Origin of the sequence: Sulfuricaulis limicola (genome assembly GCF_002355735.1) — a bacterium.
GTDB classification, from domain to species: Bacteria; Pseudomonadota; Gammaproteobacteria; order Acidiferrobacterales; family Sulfurifustaceae; genus Sulfuricaulis; species Sulfuricaulis limicola.
Window position 1 is genome coordinate 70791 of record NZ_AP014879.1, and the last position, 17194, is coordinate 87984.

13 protein-coding genes are annotated in these 17194 nt (G+C 63.9%); 10 read left to right on the forward strand and 3 right to left on the reverse strand.

Translation table 11 applies throughout. The features are described from left to right. Positions 1 to 62 precede the first annotated feature (62 nt). The 10 genes from gltB (at position 63) to SCL_RS00375 (ending at position 14673) form a co-directional block, all read left to right on the forward strand. Complete coding sequence (gltB, locus tag SCL_RS00330; RefSeq protein WP_096359075.1) at positions 63 to 4613, forward strand: glutamate synthase large subunit; 4551 nt, start codon at positions 63 to 65, stop codon at positions 4611 to 4613. After that, a complete protein-coding gene (locus tag SCL_RS00335) occupies positions 4606 to 6051 on the forward strand; it encodes a glutamate synthase subunit beta (protein WP_096359076.1) in 1446 nt (481 codons plus the stop codon). Before gltB ends, SCL_RS00335 begins: the two co-directional genes overlap by 8 nt. Before the next feature lie 100 nt (positions 6052 to 6151). Further along, the gene (gene hemE / locus SCL_RS00340) at positions 6152 to 7219 is read left to right on the forward strand and encodes a uroporphyrinogen decarboxylase (protein WP_096359077.1); all 1068 of its coding nucleotides are present in this window, start codon (positions 6152 to 6154) and stop codon (positions 7217 to 7219) included. 9 nt (positions 7220 to 7228) lie between these two features. Continuing rightward, the gene (locus SCL_RS00345) at positions 7229 to 7654 is read left to right on the forward strand and encodes a hypothetical protein (RefSeq protein WP_096359078.1); all 426 of its coding nucleotides are present in this window, start codon (positions 7229 to 7231) and stop codon (positions 7652 to 7654) included. A 269-nt stretch (positions 7655 to 7923) separates the two neighbouring features. Then, the gene (locus SCL_RS00350; RefSeq protein WP_231969867.1) at positions 7924 to 9270 is read left to right on the forward strand and encodes a GGDEF domain-containing protein; all 1347 of its coding nucleotides are present in this window, start codon (positions 7924 to 7926) and stop codon (positions 9268 to 9270) included. Positions 9271 to 9402: 132 nt separating this feature from the next. Beyond that, entirely contained in the window at positions 9403 to 10776 is a 1374-nt protein-coding gene (locus tag SCL_RS00355) for a GGDEF domain-containing protein (RefSeq protein ID WP_096359080.1), read from the forward strand. A 90-nt stretch (positions 10777 to 10866) separates the two neighbouring features. Next, positions 10867 to 11418, forward strand: a complete 552-nt coding sequence (locus SCL_RS00360) for a hypothetical protein (protein ID WP_096359081.1) — start codon at positions 10867 to 10869, stop codon at positions 11416 to 11418. Positions 11419 to 11445: 27 nt separating this feature from the next. Beyond that, a complete protein-coding gene (locus SCL_RS00365) occupies positions 11446 to 13419 on the forward strand; it encodes a bifunctional aldolase/short-chain dehydrogenase (protein WP_096359082.1) in 1974 nt (657 codons plus the stop codon). 39 nt (positions 13420 to 13458) lie between these two features. Then, complete coding sequence (locus SCL_RS00370) at positions 13459 to 14049, forward strand: fused DSP-PTPase phosphatase/NAD kinase-like protein (RefSeq protein WP_096359083.1); 591 nt, start codon at positions 13459 to 13461, stop codon at positions 14047 to 14049. Between the two features lie 6 nt (positions 14050 to 14055). Next, a complete protein-coding gene (locus SCL_RS00375; RefSeq protein WP_096359084.1) occupies positions 14056 to 14673 on the forward strand; it encodes a YiiX/YebB-like N1pC/P60 family cysteine hydrolase in 618 nt (205 codons plus the stop codon). Here the strand turns inward: SCL_RS00375 and SCL_RS00380 are convergent, their stop codons facing one another. From SCL_RS00380 to SCL_RS00390, 3 genes are all read right to left on the reverse strand, one after another. Then, positions 14674 to 15099: an NUDIX domain-containing protein gene (locus tag SCL_RS00380; RefSeq protein ID WP_096359085.1), complete on the reverse strand. Its 426-nt coding sequence runs from the start codon at positions 15097 to 15099 to the stop codon at positions 14674 to 14676. A 109-nt stretch (positions 15100 to 15208) separates the two neighbouring features. Further along, positions 15209 to 16504, reverse strand: a complete 1296-nt coding sequence (locus SCL_RS00385) for an FCSD flavin-binding domain-containing protein (RefSeq protein WP_096359086.1) — start codon at positions 16502 to 16504, stop codon at positions 15209 to 15211. 9 nt (positions 16505 to 16513) lie between these two features. Then, positions 16514 to 16903 (reverse strand): c-type cytochrome, encoded by a 390-nt coding sequence (locus SCL_RS00390; RefSeq protein WP_096359087.1) that lies wholly within the window; start codon positions 16901 to 16903, stop codon positions 16514 to 16516. Between the last annotated feature and the right edge of the window lie 291 nt (positions 16904 to 17194).

The following is a 17194-nucleotide window of genomic DNA, read 5'->3' on the forward strand; positions in this document are numbered from 1 at the left end:
GGCTGACGGCGCGCCGGCAGGTATGGTGCCGGATGGCTGCCGGCGGTGAATGAAAACGGTGAATGAATTTGGAACAGCGCAAGACACAACAGGGCCTCTATGATCCGGCCACCGAGCACGACGCCTGCGGCGTCGGCTTCGTGGTGGACATGAAGGGACGTCGCTCGCACAAGATCGTCGCGCAGGCGCTGACGGTTCTGCGCAACCTCATGCATCGCGGCGCCTGCGGCTGCGAGGAGAACACCGGCGACGGCGCCGGGATCCTGATCCAGCTGCCGCACGCCTTCCTCGCCCGCGAGTGCGGCAAGCTCGGCATCAAGCTGCCGGAGCCCGGCCATTATGGCGCCGGCACGGTGTTCCTGCCGCGCGACGCCGCCGAAGCGCGCCGCTGCCAGGAACTGTTCGACGCCATCGTGCGCGAGGAAGGACAGACCCCGCTCGGCTGGCGCGACGTGCCGGTGGACGATTCCGCGCTCGGCCCGACGGCGCGTTCGGCCGAGCCGCTGTTCCGGCAGATTTTCATCGGCCGCGCCGCCGGCCTTGCCGATGAAATGGCTTTCGAGCGCAAGCTCTACGTGATCCGCATGCGCATCGAGCATGCGATCTGGAATTCGGACCTGAAGCAACGCGGGCTGTTCTACATCCCGAGCCTGTCGGCGCGCACCCTGGTGTATAAGGGCATGCTCACGCCAACCCAGGTGGAGCCGATGTTTCCCGATCTCTCCGACCCAGCGGTGGAATCGGCGCTGGCGCTGGTGCACTCGCGCTTCTCGACCAACACCTTCCCGTCCTGGCCGCTGGCGCACCCGTTCCGCTACATCGCGCACAACGGCGAGATCAACACCCTGCGCGGCAACATCAACTGGATGCGCGCGCGCGAGGCGCTGTGCGCCTCGCCCTTGTTCGGCGACGACCTGAAGAAAGTTCTGCCGATCGTGATGGAGAACGGCTCGGACTCGGCCACTTTCGACAACGTGCTCGAGTTCCTGCACATGGCCGGGCGCGAGCTGCCGCACGCGGTGCTCATGATGATCCCGGAAGCCTGGAGCGGGCACGAGATGATGGACGACGACCGCAAGGCCTTCTACGAATACCATGGCTGCCTGATGGAGCCTTGGGACGGCCCGGCCTCGATCGCCTTCACCGACGGCACCGTCATCGGCGCGATTCTCGACCGCAACGGGCTGCGCCCGTCGCGCTATTACGTCACCAAGGACGGCCTCGTGGTCATGGCCTCCGAGGTCGGCGTGCTCGACATCCCGCCGGAGAACGTGCTCATCAAGGAACGCCTGCACCCGGGCCGCATCTTCCTGGTGGACACGCGCGCAGGCCGCATCATCGACGACGCCGAGCTGAAGAAACGCTACACCTCGGCGCAACCGTACCGGGAATGGCTGAAGCAGAATCTGGTCCCGCTCGATCAATTGCCGCCGCCGCCGCAATTGCCGGAGCCGGATCACGCCAGCGTGCTGCAACGCCAGCAGGCCTTTGGCTACACCCATGAGGACCTGCGCATCCTGATGGCGCCGATGGCGCAGAAGGGCGAGGAGCCGGTGGGTTCCATGGGCAATGACGCCGCGCTGGCGGTGCTGTCCGACAAGCCGCGCCTGCTCTATGACTATTTCAAGCAGCTGTTCGCGCAGGTGACCAACCCGCCGCTCGACGCCATCCGCGAGGAGCTGGTAACGCAGATCGAAACCCCGCTCGGCCCCGAGCGCAACCCGCTGCAGCCGGGGCCGGAGTCCTGTCGCCTGCTCAAGCTCAAGACGCCGATCCTGAGCAACGAGGACCTGGCGAAAATCCGTCATCTCGATCGCCCCGGCTTCAAGACCGTGACGTTGCCGATGCTGTTCCCGGCCGGCTCGGACGGGCAGGGGCTGGCGCGGGCGCTGGACGGGCTGTGCCGCCAGGCCAGCGAGGCCATCGCCCGGGGCGCCACCTTCATCATCCTCTCGGACCGCGGCGTGGACGCGCAGCACATGCCGATGCCGGCGCTGCTGGCCACGGCCGGCGTGCACCATCATCTGGTGCGTGAAGGCGCGCGCGTGAAGGTCGGCCTCATCGTCGAGTCCGGCGAGCCGCGCGAAACGCACCACATGGCGCTGCTGCTGGGTTACGGCGCCGGTGCGATCAACCCGTATCTCGCGTTCGAAACGCTCGACGACATGATCCGCCAGAATCTTCTCAATGGCGTGGACCATGCCCAGGCGGTCAAGAACTACATCAAGGCGTGCAACAAGGGTGTGGTGAAGGTCATCTCCAAGATGGGCATCTCCACCATCCAGTCCTACCGTGGCGCGCAGATCTTCGAGGCCATCGGTCTCGACAAGGTCTTTGTGGACAAGTACTTCACCTGGACCGCCTCGCGCGTCGGCGGCATCGGCATCGACGTCGTGGCGCAGGAAACGTCCTTGCGTCATCACCGTGCCTGGCCCGACCGGCCGGTGGGTCCGCCCGAGCTCGACTGGGGCGGGCACTACCAGTGGCGTCGCGACGGCGAGTATCACATGCTCAATCCCGATACCGTGGCAAAACTTCAGCACGCCACGCGCGCCAACTCTTACGAGAAGTTCAAGGAATTTTCGCGCGCCTGCGACGACGGCGCCCAGCATCTGGCGACGCTGCGCGGACTCATGGAGCTGAAGCTGGCCGACCGGCCGATCCCGATCGAGGAGGTCGAGCCGGTGGAATCGATCATGCAGCGCTTCGCCACCGGCGCCATGTCCTACGGCTCGATCAGCCTCGAGGCGCATGAGGCGCTGGCGATCGCCATGAACCGCATCGGCGCGCGCTCCAACTGCGGCGAGGGCGGCGAGGACCCGGAACGCTATGGCACGGTCAGAAACTCGCGCATCAAGCAGGTGGCTTCGGGCCGCTTCGGCGTCACCAGCCATTACCTGGTGAACGCCACCGACCTGCAGATCAAGATGGCGCAGGGCGCCAAGCCCGGCGAGGGCGGCCAGCTGCCCGGCCACAAGGTCTATCCGCCGATCGCCAAGGTGCGCATGTCCACGCCCGGGGTCGGCCTGATCTCGCCGCCGCCGCACCACGACATCTATTCGATCGAGGACCTGGCGCAGCTGATCCACGACCTCAAGAACGCCAACCGTGAGGCGCGCATCCACGTCAAGCTCGTGTCCGAGGTCGGCGTCGGCACCATCGCCGCCGGCGTGGCCAAGGCGCACGCCGACGTGGTGCTGATCTCCGGCCATGACGGCGGCACCGGCGCCAGCCCGCTGTCCTCGCTCAAGCACGCCGGCCTGCCGTGGGAGCTGGGCGTGGCCGAGACCCAGCAGGTGCTGGTGATGAACAAGCTGCGTGACCGCATCGTGGTGCAGACCGACGGCCAGATGAAGACCGGCCGCGACGTCGTCATCGCCGCGTTGCTGGGCGCGGAGGAATACGGTTTTTCAATCGCGCCGCTGATCGTGCTCGGCTGCATCATGATGCGCGTGTGCCACCTGAACACCTGTCCGGTCGGCATCGCGACGCAGGACCCGGAGCTGCGCAAGAAATTCGCCGGCAACCCGGACCACGTGGTGAACTTCTTCCGCTTCGTGGCGCAGGAAACGCGCGAGTGGATGGCGCGGCTCGGCTTCCGCTCGATGGACGAGATGATCGGGCGCGTGGACCGCCTCATCGTGAAAAAGGCGGTCGATCACTGGAAGGCGCGCGGCCTCGATTTTTCGCAAATTCTTTATCAGCCCGAGGCCGGCACCGAGGTGGCGACCCGGCACGTGCGTGACCAGGACCACGGCCTCGACAAGTCGCTCGACCTGGTGACCATCCTGCCGCTGTGCCGCGAGGCGCTGGAATCGAAGAAGCCGGTGGACATCATCCTGCCGATCCGCAACGTCAATCGCACCGTGGGCACGATCCTCGGCTCCGAGGTCAGCAAGCGCTACGGCGCGGAGGGCCTGCCGGAGGACACCATCCGCATCCATTTCAACGGCTCCGCCGGCCAGAGCTTCGGCGCCTTCATTCCGAAGGGGTTGACCTTCACGCTCGAGGGCGATGCCAACGACTACATCGGCAAGGGGCTGTCCGGCGGCAAGCTCATCGTCTATCCGCCGCGCCAGGCGAGTTTCGTGCCGGAGGAAAACATTCTCATTGGCAACGTCGCGCTGTACGGCGCCACCAGCGGCGAGGCCTATTTCCGCGGCATGGCCGGCGAGCGCTTCGCGGTGCGCAACTCCGGCGTGCACGCGGTGGTCGAGGGCGTGGGCGATCACGGCTGCGAGTACATGACCGGCGGTCGCGTGCTGGTGATCGGCCGCACCGGGCGCAACTTCGCGGCCGGCATGTCCGGCGGCATCGCCTACGTGCTGGATGCGGCGGGTGACTTCAAGCGGCGTTGCAATCTGGCCATGGTGGACATTGATCCGCTGGCCTCCGTCGAGGACGTCGAGCTGGTGAAGGACCTGCTCAAGCGCCACGCGCATCATACCGGCAGCACGGTGGCGGAAAAAATTCTCGCGAACTGGAAGGGCATGCAGGCGAAATTCGTGAAGGTCACGCCGAAGGATTACAAGCGCGTGCTGGAGGCGATTTCCAAGGCGCGCCAGAGCGGGATTCCGGAAGACAAGGCGGTGATGGAAGCGGCGCATGGGTAAGATCACCGGTTTCATCGAGTTTCATCGCGCCAAGCAGCCCTATCGTCCCGTCGCCGAACGGGTACGCGACTGGAAGCAGGTCATGGCGGCGTTTCCCGAGGACGTGCTCAGGAAGCAGGGCGCGCGCTGCATGGATTGCGGCATCCCGTTCTGCCACCAGGGCTGCCCGCTGGGCAATCTCATTCCCGACTGGAATGACCTGGTTTACCGCGGCCAGTGGCAGGAGGCCATCGAGCGCCTGCACGCGACCAATAATTTCCCGGATTTCACCGGCACGCTCTGCCCCGCGCCCTGCGAGGGCGCGTGCGTGCTCGGCATCAACGACGACCCGGTGACGATCAAGGCCATCGAGTTGGCGATTATTGATCGCGCTTTCCAGGAAGGCTGGATCAAGCCCGAACCGCCGAAAGTGCTCACCGGCAAAAAAGTCGCCGTTGTCGGTTCCGGCCCCGCCGGCCTGGCGGGTGCGCAGCAACTGCGCCGCGCCGGCCACGAGGTCACGGTGTTCGAGCGCGATGACCGCATCGGCGGCTTGCTGCGCTACGGCATTCCCGAATTCAAGATGGAAAAGAAAGTCCTCGACCGACGCATCGAACAGATGAAGGCCGAAGGCGTGGTGTTCAAGGCCAAGGCGCACATCGGCGTGAATGTCCCGGTCGATGAACTGAAGCAGAATTTCGACGCGATTCTGCTCGCCGGCGGCGCCTGCGCCCCGCGCGACCTGAAGGTCCCGGGCCGTGAACTCCAGGGCGTGCACTTTGCCATGGAGTATCTGGCGCAATCCAACCGCCGTTGCGAGGGCGACAAGATTGCCGCGGAGCAGGAGATATTGGCGAAGGGCAAGCCGGTCGTGATCATCGGCGGTGGCGACACCGGCGCCGACTGCCTCGGTACCGCGAACCGCCAAGGCGCGAAGAGCGTGCACCAGCTGGAAATCATGCCGCGCCCGCCCGAGCACCGGGCCGCGAACAACCCTTGGCCCGAATATCCCTATATCTATCGCGTGGCCTCGGCGCACGAGGAAGGCGTGGAACGGGTGTATTCGGTCTCGACCAAGCGCTTCATCGGCGACGAGCAGGGCCGCGTCAAGGCGCTCGAACTGGTGAAGGTCGAGCTGGTCCAGGAAGGCGGCCGCACCGGCTTCAAGGAAATTCCGGGCAGCGAGTTCACCCTGCCGGCGGAGCTGGTATTGCTGGCCATGGGCTTTACCGGTCCCGAGAAGCCGGGCATGCTGGAAGGCCTGGGCGTGAAACTCACCGAGCGCGGTAACGTCTGGCGCGACGGCAACTGGATGACCAGCGTGCCGGGCGTGTTCACCGCCGGTGACATGCAGCGCGGCCAGTCGTTGATCGTCTGGGCCATCGCCGAGGCACGCTCGGCCGCCCGCGGCATCGACAAATATCTCACGGGCGCGTCCGACCTCCCCGCGCCTTTGTAAAAAGAAAATCTACCGCCAAGACGCCAAGAGCGCCAAGAAAGCAACTTCAATCTTAAAATCTCGGCGCTCTTGGCGTCTTGGCGGTTCAAAATTATTTCTTATGGCAGAGCTCAAGAACGATCGATTACTTCGTGCATTGCTCAGGCAGCCGGTGGACGTGACGCCGGTGTGGATCATGCGCCAGGCGGGACGCTACCTGCCCGAGTACCGCGCAGTGCGCGAGAAGGCCGGCGACTTCAAGACACTGTGCACCACACCGGAGCTGGCCTGCGAGGTGACGTTGCAACCGCTGCGGCGTTTCCCGCTGGACGCCGCGATCCTGTTCTCCGACATTCTCACCATCCCCGACGCCATGGGGCTCGAGCTTTTCTTCACCGAGGGCGAGGGCCCGCAGTTTCGCAAGCCGGTGCGCAGCGCAGCCGACGTGGACGCGTTGCCGGTGCCTGACCCTGAAGTCGAGCTGCGTTATGTCATGGACGCGGTGCGCCTGATCCGGCGCGAGCTGGACGGAAAAGTCCCGCTCATCGGTTTCGCCGGCAGCCCCTGGACGCTGGCGACCTACATGGTCGAAGGTGGGGGCAGCAAGGAATTCGCCCTGGTCAAGCGCATGCTGTTCGACCAGCCGGCGCTCATGCACCGTTTGCTCGACGTGCTGGCGCGGTCTGTGACGGCCTATCTCAACGCGCAGGTGGCCGCCGGCGCACAGGCGCTGATGCTGTTCGACACCTGGGGCGGCGCGCTCAGCCAGCGCGACTATAAAGAATTCTCGCTGCGATACATGGAGCGGATCGTGCACGGCCTGACGCGCGAGCACGAAGGCCGGCGGGTGCCGGTGATCCTGTTCACCAAGAACGGCGGGCAGTGGCTGGAGGCGATGGCGGCCAGCGGTTGTGATGCGCTGGGCATCGACTGGACCACCGACCTGAATGATGCCCGCGCCCGCGTCGGAAGCCGGGTCGCCCTGCAAGGCAACATGGACCCGTCCATCCTGTATGCCTCCACCGATCGCATTCGCAGCGAGGTTGCTGCCGTCCTGGACAGCTACGGCAGGGGCAGCGGGCATGTCTTCAACCTGGGACATGGCATTCACCAGCATGCCGATCCGGAAAAAGTCGCGGCGGCGGTGGCTGCCGTGCACGAGCTGAGCCGCCCCTATCACCAGGCGTGACACGAACCCATGGACCACGGCCGCTGCCCGTTCGAGAAGGCCATCCTCAGCGCGCAATGCGCCTGCGAGCTGGCCACGCGTTTTTCCGTGGCCGAGCAGATGGGAGTGAATTGCCGCTCCGGCATCGCCCGCAACAACTGCATCACGTTGCTGGCCCTGATGCGCAACCGGGCGCGCTTCGCGCTCAAGGTTACCGATACCTCCGAAAGCCTCCCGTTCGGCAAAGAGATGAAGGTCATGATCGGGGGTCTGACCGGGCTGCAAGGCCTGCTGACGCCGGAACCGGACGCCGCCCGGGTGGACAATATTCACGCGCTGGTGCGGGAGGCGCAGGAAAAATACGGCTCGCTGGAAGCGCTGCCGTACCAGGAGATCGTCAAATCCATCACCGCGTACCAGGCCCGGCGCCGCGGGCATGTGCCGCCCAAACCCTGAGCCGGTGCTTAAGCCGGGTTCTCCGGTATCGATGATAAGTCGTTGATGCATGTTGCATGCGCCGGTTTCGCCTTGTGAAACATTGTTATTTGGCATGGGCGCGAGTAAATTGGCGCCTAATCCGCATAAAAACGGACGTCTTGTTTCGGCAAGAAGAACAAGAAAAACAAATCGTTCTGCGACAGCTCCACAGGGATAAGGGTGCCCGTGTCGCGTAAGCCGGCGGCTCGCGGACTACCGCCGTCCAGGCAGGAGGTGGGGTCAACTTGGTGCAGGATGAGTCCGAGGCGAGCGGAGCATCGTCCTCGAAAAAGCTGCTTGGACTGCTGGAAGGACTGAAACGCACACCGGTCGGTGCCGTCATCTACGACCAGGTGGCGCGTATCGTCGAAGAACAGGAAGGCGTGCAGGCCAAGGTCGACCACGTCTACGCCTCGCTGCTGCATCTGCTGCTGAACGCTTACGCCCGCGACCCGAGCGCCGATCACATCACCCGCATCAACGCGCGCCTGATCCAGTTGCGGCGCGGTCCGATCCTGCCCCGCGCCGGCAAGGTGCCGGACGAAACCATTGAAGCGAAACTCCACCAGGCGGCCGAGTCCCAGGTGCCCGGGCGCCCGCCGGCCGAAGTCACGAAACCGGCGCCAGCCCCGGAACCAGCCGCGCGGGTGAAGCCGGCGCCCGCGCCGACGCCAGGCCCGGCCCCGACCACGAGTCCCGGCAATGGCGCGACCGAGGCCGAGCGCCGCGTCGACGCCGCTTACCGCCAGCATCTCGATCAGCAGCGCAGCGAAATCGAAAAATTGCAGCAGACGCTCGCCAGGACCGTGACCGACGCCATCACCCAGAACCGCGAGTTCGGCGCGCTGCTGCAGATCGAATTGCGGGCGCTGCAGCAGGCCAACGGCGACAAGGAGGTCGAGCAGCTGCGCCAGATCCTGGTCGGCGGGCTGGAAGAGTTGATCCAGGGACAGAATTCGCTCGAGGCCAAGCTGCACAAGACCGGCGGCTATCTGCGGCTCATCAAGGCCGACAGCGAGCGGCTGCATGAAGAACTGAACAAGGTACGGCTGCTGTCGCTGACCGACGAGTTCACCGGCCTGCCCAACCGCCGCGCGTTCATGCGCCGGCTCCAGGACGAGATCAGCCGCTCGCAACGCTACGGCGCGTCGCTGGCGCTCGCCATCATCGACCTGGACGAGTTCAAGGCCATCAACGACATTCACGGCCACGCCACCGGCGACGCCATCCTGCGCTGTTACGCCACCGAGGTGCTGACCGTGCTGCGCCACCACGACCTGGTCGCGCGTTACGGCGGCGAGGAGTTCGCCATCCTGATGCCCAATACCACTCGCGAGGGCGCGGTGGCGGCCATCGAGAAGGTGCGCGGCCGGGCGCTGCAGGTGATATGCGAATTCCAGGGCCGGGATTTCAGGCTGCCGACGTTTTCCACCGGCGTCGCCCTGTACGTGGTCGGCGAGTCCCACACTGACCTGATCGACCGCGCCGACCGCGCCCTGTACCGCGCCAAACGCCTGGGCCGGAACCGCATCGAACTGGAGCAAGGACTGCCGGCCGCGACCCCGCCCCGGGGCAAGAACAGCGGCGGCGCCTGAATCCGGCTGCGGCGGCGGGTTGTGAAGCGCCCGCCCGCCGACTAATCTCCCTGAAGGCAGGCCTTTCACGCCTGCGGATAACGAACCCTGCCGGCTTCGCTCGTTCGGCTTGTCATAACAGGAGAGACGGTCTTGGCGGATTCCAACACTTCGACAACGGCGGATCCGTCGCTGCTGCAAAGCCTCAAGCTCCATCTCGACGGCCTGAAGCGTACCCAGCACGGCCAGGTCCTCTACAACCAGATCCAGCGCGGACTCCAGAAATACGGGCACGAGGACGGCCGTATCGAGCTGGTGTTTGTCAGTTTTCTGCATGCGTTGCTCGGCAAGTATGCCACCAGTCCGTCCTGCGACCCGTCCACGCGGGTGAAGGCGCGCCTGATCCAGCAGCGCCTGACGCTGCACCTGCCCAAGACCGCTCCCGCGCCGGCGGCACCCAAGCCCGTCGCCACAGCGTCGCGCCCGACACCGGCGGAGGCGAAACCCGCCGTCGCGCCACCCGCAGTGCCCAAACCCCCTGCCGCCCCGGCGCCTGCAGTGGAAACAAAACCGGAACTGGTCGCCGAGCTTGTTGCGCCGCTGACCGAAAACAAACCAGCACCAATCATCGAAACAAAACCGGAGCCGGTCGTGGAGCCGCTTGCGGCCGCGCCGACGCCGGTGACGGAAACCAAAGCGGTTCCGCCCCCGGAGCCCGCCCCGCCGTCGCGCCAGGAAAATATCGAGGCGCTGGGGGACAGCCTGGCGGAAAAGGTGACCGAGAGCATCACCGTGGACAGGCAATTCGGCGAGTTGCTGGAGACCGAACGCGAGGCCCTGAAGAGTCTCGACAGCCCGCTGGGCGAGTTCAACGACCTCAAGCAGATCCTGGTCAAGGGTCTGAACGAACTGATCGAGGAGCGTCAGGCGCTGATCGAGAAGCTTTCGAGCGCCGGCGATTACCTCAAGGCGGTGGAGTCGGACCGCGAGCGCCTGCGCCAGGAACTGAGTCATGCGCGCAAGCACAGCATGGCGGACGAACTCACGGGCTTGCCGAAACGCGAGGTGTTCGTCAAGCAGCTCGAGGCCGAGATCGGCCGTGTGAAGCGTTACGGCTTCGCGCTGGCCGTGGCGGTCATCGACGTTGACAACCTCGAGTCGGTCAACAAGCGTTACGGCCGGGCCGCGGGCGATGCGGTGCTGCGCTGTTACGCCGGCCAGATCCTTGCCAAGTTCCGCACCTACGATCTGGTGGCGCGCTACGGCGGCGATGAATTCGCCGTGCTGTTCCCCAACACGCAGAAGGACGGGGCCATGCATGCGCTGGAGAAGGCGCGCAAGACCGCCGCCAGCACCTTCATCCACCAGGACGGAAAAAACATCCCGCTGCCGAGTTTCTCCAGCGTGCTCACGCAATACTCGCCGGGCGAACCGGCGGCTACGCTGCTCCAGCGTGCCGACGAAACGCTGAGCCAGGCGCGGCTGGCCGGTTACAACCGCATGGTCGTGGCGCTGCCGACGGCCTGACCGCACCCGCCGTTGGCGCCGCCGCTTCTGGCCGGCCTCCATCTGATCAGTTAGTATTGCCCCGCCACATCAAATGGAGGAGAACAGTCCATGCGTTTTCGGATATTTCTGGCCGTGTTGACGGCGGGTTTCAGCGGCGCGGTTGCGGCCGATTCCATCGACATCAATCTCAACAATGACAGCATTCAGGCGATGTACGCCACCAACTGGCGCACCGCCGAATTCAACATGGGGCTTCTGTCCAACACCGACCAGAACGACTGGGCGGCCAGCATGGGTCTGTTGGCCAAGGGCGAGAAACAGAGCGGTGCGACGCGGATCGAGGGCGGTCTCGGCGGCAAGCTCTATTTTGCCGACGTCGCCAACCAGGACGTGCTGGCTCTCGGTCTCGGTGGCGAGTTCCGGACCTTCCCGAACAACGGCCCGATCGGCATCGGGGGTTACCTGTACTACGCTCCGAACGTCGTGACCACGATGGATGGTGAGAAGTTCTGGGAATTCGGCGCGCGCGTCGAGTTCGAGGCCGTCAAGAAAACCGCCAATATCTATCTCGGCTACCGCAAGATGCGCGCCGACCTCGACGACGGCCGTGACATCATCGTGGATTCCGGACTCCACGCGGGAGTCAAAATCACCTTTTAACATCCGCGTCTCGTCATCCCGGTCAGAGTGAACAGCCTCTGGAACGACGCGGAAGCCGCGCAGTTTCCGGGTGAACTGGGACAGCGCGTTTATACCTCGCGCCTGCTCGGGCGCGACCAGTCGCTGGTGCTGCACGGCGGCGGCAACACCTCGGTCAAGATCACGGAAAAAAACCTCCTCGGCGAGGACGAAACCCTGTTGTACGTGAAGGGCAGCGGCCGGGACCTGGAATTCATCGAGGCCGCCGGTTTCTCGCCGGTGCGCATCGATCATCTGCTGAAACTCGCCAAGCTGCGGCAGCTGTCCGACCCGCAGATGGTGAACGAGCTGCGCACGCACATGACCAAAGCATCGGCGCCCACGCCCTCGGTCGAGGCCATCCTGCACGCGATCCTGCCGTACCAGTACGTCGACCATACCCATGCCGACGCCGTGATCGCCATCACCAATACCGCCGACGGCCTGGCGCGCATTCGCGAGATCTACGGCGACAACGTGGTGGTTGTTCCTTACGTAATGCCCGGCTTCGATCTGGCGCGGCGCTGTGCCGAACAGTTTGCCGCTGACGTGCGCAAGAACACCATCGGCATGGTGCTCATGAATCACGGGATTTTTTCCTTCGGCAAGACCGCGCAGGAATCCTACGAGCGCATGATCGATCTGGTCACGTGGGCGGAAAATTACCTGGCCAAGCACAAGGCCTGGGTGTTGCCGGAATCAAACGAAAAGCCGGAGGCGAAACCCCTGCTCCGGGACTTGGCGGCGCTGCGGCACGAGCTTTCACTCACGGCTGGCTTCCCCGTCATCCTTGCCGCGCATGAAGATGCCGCCAGCCTCGCCTTCGCGCGGCGCGCCGACGTTGCCACGATCTCGCAGCAGGGCCCGGCCACTCCGGACCACGTGATCCGCACCAAGCGGGTTCCGATGATCGGGCGCGATGTGAATGTCTATGCCGAGGTCTATAAAAAATATTTCAACGAGCATGCGCCGAAGGCGAAAGAGCCCAAAACCATGCTCGATCCCGCCCCGCGCGTAATTCTCGACAAGGAATTCGGCGTGGTCACCGTCGGGCGCAGTGCGAAGGATGCCGCCGCCGCCTTCGACATCTATGCCCACACCATGGAAATCGCCCAGCGCGCCACGCTGCTCGGCGGCTATAAGGCCTTGCCGGCAAAGGATATTTTTGACGTGGAGTACTGGGATCTGGAGCAGGCCAAGCTCAAGGGCGGCGGCAAGCCGCCGCCGTTCGCCGGCGAGGTCGCACTCGTTACCGGTGCCGCCTCCGGCATCGGCAAGGCCTGCATGGATTCGCTGCTGGCGCGCGGTGCCGTCGTGGTAGGGCTCGACATCAATCCGGCCATCACGAAGCTTTACAGCCGTCCGGATTATCTCGGCCTGATGTGCGACGTGACGGATGAAACACAGCTCGCCGAGGCGCTGGAAAAAACCGCGCGCAGATTCGGCGGCCTCGACATGCTGGTCCTGAATGCCGGCATGTTCCCGCCCGGCCGCCGCATCGACGCCCTGACCACCATGGAATGGGACAAGGTCATGCGCCTCAATCTGGATTCCAACCTGATGCTGATGCGCGAGGCGCATCCGCTGCTGAAGCTCGCGCCCAACGGCGGGCGCGTGGTGGTGATCGGCTCCAAGAACGTGCCCGCGCCCGGCCCCGGCGCCGCGGCCTACTCGGCCTCGAAGGCGGCGCTCAACCAGTTGGCGCGCGTGGCCGCGCTCGAATGGGGCGCGGACAACATCCGCATCAATTCATTGCACCCGAACGCCGTGTTCGATACCGGCATCTGGACCGAGGAAGTTCTGCAAGCACGCGCGAAGCACTACGGCCTCACGGTCGAGCAGTACAAGAAGAACAACGTGCTGAAAACCGAAGTCACCAGCCGTGACGTGGCCGAGCTCGCAGCCGAGATGTGCGGTCCGCTGTTCGCCAAAACCACCGCCGCACAGGTGCCGGTGGATGGCGGGAATGAACGGGTGATCTAGATTGATATCGATTGCTTTCTATAATCACACACGCTCGCAATGAAACGGATATCAGCCGTCGTTGCATGCTTTATCCTGATTGCAAACGCCGTGGCGTTTGCCGCGGGAGCAGATCGTCCCGAATCGTGGGCTCAGCCCGTAAAACTCGAGGGTGTTCCCAATCTGCACAAGGTTGGCGACAACCTTTATCGAAGCGCCCAACCCACAGCCAAGGGCATGGAAAACCTTGGAAAAACGGGGATTGAAACCATTGTCAATCTGCGTTCTTTCAATTCTGACCGTAACCTGATCGGTAACACCGGCCTCGGCTATGAGCACATTTATATGAAGGCCTGGCATCCGGAACACAAGGAGGTTGTGCGGTTTCTGCAGATCGTCACCAATCCCAAACGTACCCCGGTGCTGGTTCATTGCCAGCACGGCGCAGATCGCACGGGAACGATGATCTCCCTGTACCGGATCGTCGTTCAAGGCTGGACCAAGGAGGAGGCTATTCGCGAAATGACGGAAGGAGGGTTCGGTTTTCACGAAGTATGGTCAAACCTTCCGGAATGGATTCAAGAGCTTGATGTAGAAAAGATCAAGAAGGACGCCGGAATCAAGACCGGCGCAGTTCAGGATGTGCCGTGATCACAGATGAACCGTCCGCCGGGTATTGACGTCAGAATCATGGTCCGCGCCATTGGCGGACTCGCCGTCATTTTGTGGCTTGCGGGCTGCGCGACGCCGGCCGTTGTCATGCCGCCTCCGCAGGAAATCAAATCGGCACGGCAGGCCGAAATCCTCGGGGTCCTGAATCGCCTGGGGAGAAACGGCGATTGGCTGGTGATCCGGGGCTATCATGCCACCGACAACGCGGTTTCGATCCTGACCAACACGCCCTGGAGTCACGCGGCAGTTCTGGACATGGACAATCTGCAGGTCATCGAGGCGGAGAGTCAGGGTGTGCACGTCAGTCCACTGAATGAATTCGTTACCAAGGCACACCGCTTGTTGCTCATTCGACCGAACTGGGCTACGGAGAAATCATCGATCCAGGCACTCGTCAAGGCGCGCTCGCTCGTCGGGAAGGGCTATGATTTTTTGGGACTGACAGGACTAAACGTGCCGGATCGTTACTACTGTTCGGAACTCGCTGTGGCAGTGTACAAAACGTACATACCAGCCAGCGAACAAATACCACGTCCGGTTACTCCGGCGCAGTTGCATTACTGGGGCAGGATCCTGTACGACTCCGGTAATCCGGAAAAATAATTACTGAATTATTTTCCCGGCCCACTCCAGCACCGCCAGTACCCGCGGCACCAGCAGTCCCCGCGCCGCGTCGTATTCCAGCCAGCGGAATTCATCATGTTCCGGTTTGCCCAGCTCCTCGGTGACGGGAAGAAACACTTCGCCGTGGGGTGATTCCGCGAGGTAATAACGCGCGATCTTGTTCTTGCCGTAGGGCTCGGTTTCGATGAACGGGTGCCCCCAGTGGAAATTGAGACCAGTCAGCGTGGTTTCCTCTTCCACCTCGCGGATCGCGGCGGCCAGCGGGTCTTCGCCGGGTTCGACCATGCCCTTGGAGAAATCCCAGTAGTTGCCGGCGCGCAGCAGCAGGTAACGGTATTGGTCGCCGAAGCGGCGGACGATCACGACGCCGGCGGAAAGTGCTGGCGGTTTTTGTTCTGTACTCATTGGTTTTAACACTACTGGATTCCCGCCCGCGCGGGAATGACGGCCCACAAATAAAAAACAAGGGCGGCTGGCGCCGCCCTTGTGGTACTGCGTTACGTCCGAACCGCGATCAGCCCCAGATGTCGGCAGTGATGCTCTGGTACCAGCCCACGGTGTACTTGGCCTCGTTCTCGCGGAACGAGTCCGGCGCTTCCTTGGGACTCACGCCGCCCGCGCCCGGGACCTCGGTGATGCCCTTCTCCGTCACCTTGTACACGCCCGCGACCGAGATGCCGTACTTCGGCGCGATCAGGCTGTAGCAGGTGTTGACCAGCGAGTTCTCGGCCGGGGTCTCGCCCTTGAGCGTGGCGACGATGGCGGCGGCGCACATCTTGGCCTCGCTGCTGGCGGCGAAGCCGGACTTCGGCAGCGCGCCCGCGATCGAGGAGTCGCCGATGACGTGGATGCCCGGATGCATCTTGGACTCGAAGGTGCGGGGATCCACCGGACACCAGCCCTTGTCGTCCGCGAGGCCCGAGGTCAGCGCGATCTTGCCCGCGGTCTGCGGCGGAATGAGATTCACCACCGCGGCTTTGTGCTTGTCGAGCGCGGTGTCCACGATCATCTTCTTCGTGTCCACGGCCTTGACCATGCCGCCCTTGGCGCCCGGCACCCACTCGATCATGTCGCCATAGACCTTCTTCCAGCCGTCCAGGAACAGCCCCTGCTTGGAGAACGCGTCCTTGGCATCCAGGATCAGCACCTTGGATTTCGGTTTATGTTCCTTGAGATAGTGCGCGATCATGCCGGCGCGCTCGTATGGCCCGGGCGGGCAGCGGAACGGATTGCCCGGCGGGGCGATCACCACCGTGCCGCCGTCCTTCATGGCTTTGAGCTGCTTTTGCAGCAGCACCGTCTGCGGGCCGGCCTTCCAGGCATGCGGCATGACCTGTGTGGCCTTTTCGCTGTAGCCCTCGATGGTGTCGTACTTGAAGTCGATGCCCGGCGAGACGACGAGACGGTCGTAGGACAGCGTCTTGCCGCTCTTGAGCGTCACCTTTTTGGCCGCGGCATCGATGGCGGTCACCGTGTCGTGCATGACATTGACGCCATGTTTCTTTTTCAGCGCGTCATAGCTCTGGGTGATGGAATTCATGTCGCGCAATCCGCCCAGCACCAGGTTGCTGAACGGACAGGTGATGAACTTGGTGCTCGGTTCCACCAGCGTTACGGCGATGCCGGGATCGAGCCGGCGCAGGTATTTGGCGCAGGTGGCGCCGCCGAACCCGCCGCCGACCACGACCACGCGGGCGCTGCCGCTGCCCATGTGCCTGGCGGCGTGCGCCAGCGGGGCTTGACCGAGCACACCGGCGGCGGAGGCCGCCCCGGCGATCTTGAGAAAGTCTCTGCGTGTGATTTTGCTCATGTCATTCCCCTATTTCAGATTGGTGCCGATGTAGTTGGCGATGGCCTCGAGCTCCGCGTCGGTGTAACCCTTGGCGTGGCGCGTCATCACCGTCGCGGGCAGGGCGCCGGACTTGAAGCCCATGAGCATGGTTTTCGCCTGATCTGCCGTTATGCCGGTGAGGCTCGGGATGGCGCCGGCGCTGCGGCCATCGGTGCCATGGCAGGAGTAACAGTTGCTGATCATGTTCCTCACGGCGGCGGGTGTCGGTGGCGGCGCCGGCGGCGTTACGACTGCCGCGGCCGGTGCGGCGGCGGGAGCCGGCGCGACCGGTTGGGCGGCCGGCGCCGGGGGCTCGGTGGCACAGCCGGTCATGGCGGCCGCCACCAGCAATGTCAGGGTATGATGTTTGATCCGCATTACGCACCTCCTCTTGTGGATAAATCTTTCGTCCGTCCGTTTGCCGGAGAGACGGGAAACCACCGGCGAACGCGCGGTGCGCCGGTGGCATCATGGACTGTTGCAAAATTTTTATAATCAGGCACACAGAACTCGCCGCATCCGAAATTCCCTGTGCCGGAGACTGGGCTTCTCCTGATGATCATCTAACTCCTTTCATCCGGGCCTGACAAGCTGCGACCAAACGGCGCATGTCTCCTTGTCTTTTCCGTGCCGGTCCTGCCAATCTGTCACGTCAATCTGTCACTGTCA

Coding starts and splice junctions, on each gene's coding strand:
- SCL_RS00345 (WP_096359078.1), top strand. CDS start 7,229: ATGGACCACGGCCGCTGCCCGTTCGAGAAGGCCATCCTCAGCGCGCAA.
- SCL_RS00360 (WP_096359081.1), top strand. CDS start 10,867: ATGCGTTTTCGGATATTTCTGGCCGTGTTGACGGCGGGTTTCAGCGGC.
- hemE (WP_096359077.1), top strand. CDS start 6,152: ATGGCAGAGCTCAAGAACGATCGATTACTTCGTGCATTGCTCAGGCAG.
- SCL_RS00370 (WP_096359083.1), top strand. CDS start 13,459: ATGAAACGGATATCAGCCGTCGTTGCATGCTTTATCCTGATTGCAAAC.
- gltB (WP_096359075.1), top strand. CDS start 63: ATGAATTTGGAACAGCGCAAGACACAACAGGGCCTCTATGATCCGGCC.
- SCL_RS00385 (WP_096359086.1), bottom strand. CDS start 16,504: ATGAGCAAAATCACACGCAGAGACTTTCTCAAGATCGCCGGGGCGGCC.
- SCL_RS00380 (WP_096359085.1), bottom strand. CDS start 15,099: ATGAGTACAGAACAAAAACCGCCAGCACTTTCCGCCGGCGTCGTGATC.
- SCL_RS00375 (WP_096359084.1), top strand. CDS start 14,056: ATGAACCGTCCGCCGGGTATTGACGTCAGAATCATGGTCCGCGCCATT.
- SCL_RS00390 (WP_096359087.1), bottom strand. CDS start 16,903: ATGCGGATCAAACATCATACCCTGACATTGCTGGTGGCGGCCGCCATG.
- SCL_RS00335 (WP_096359076.1), top strand. CDS start 4,606: ATGGGTAAGATCACCGGTTTCATCGAGTTTCATCGCGCCAAGCAGCCC.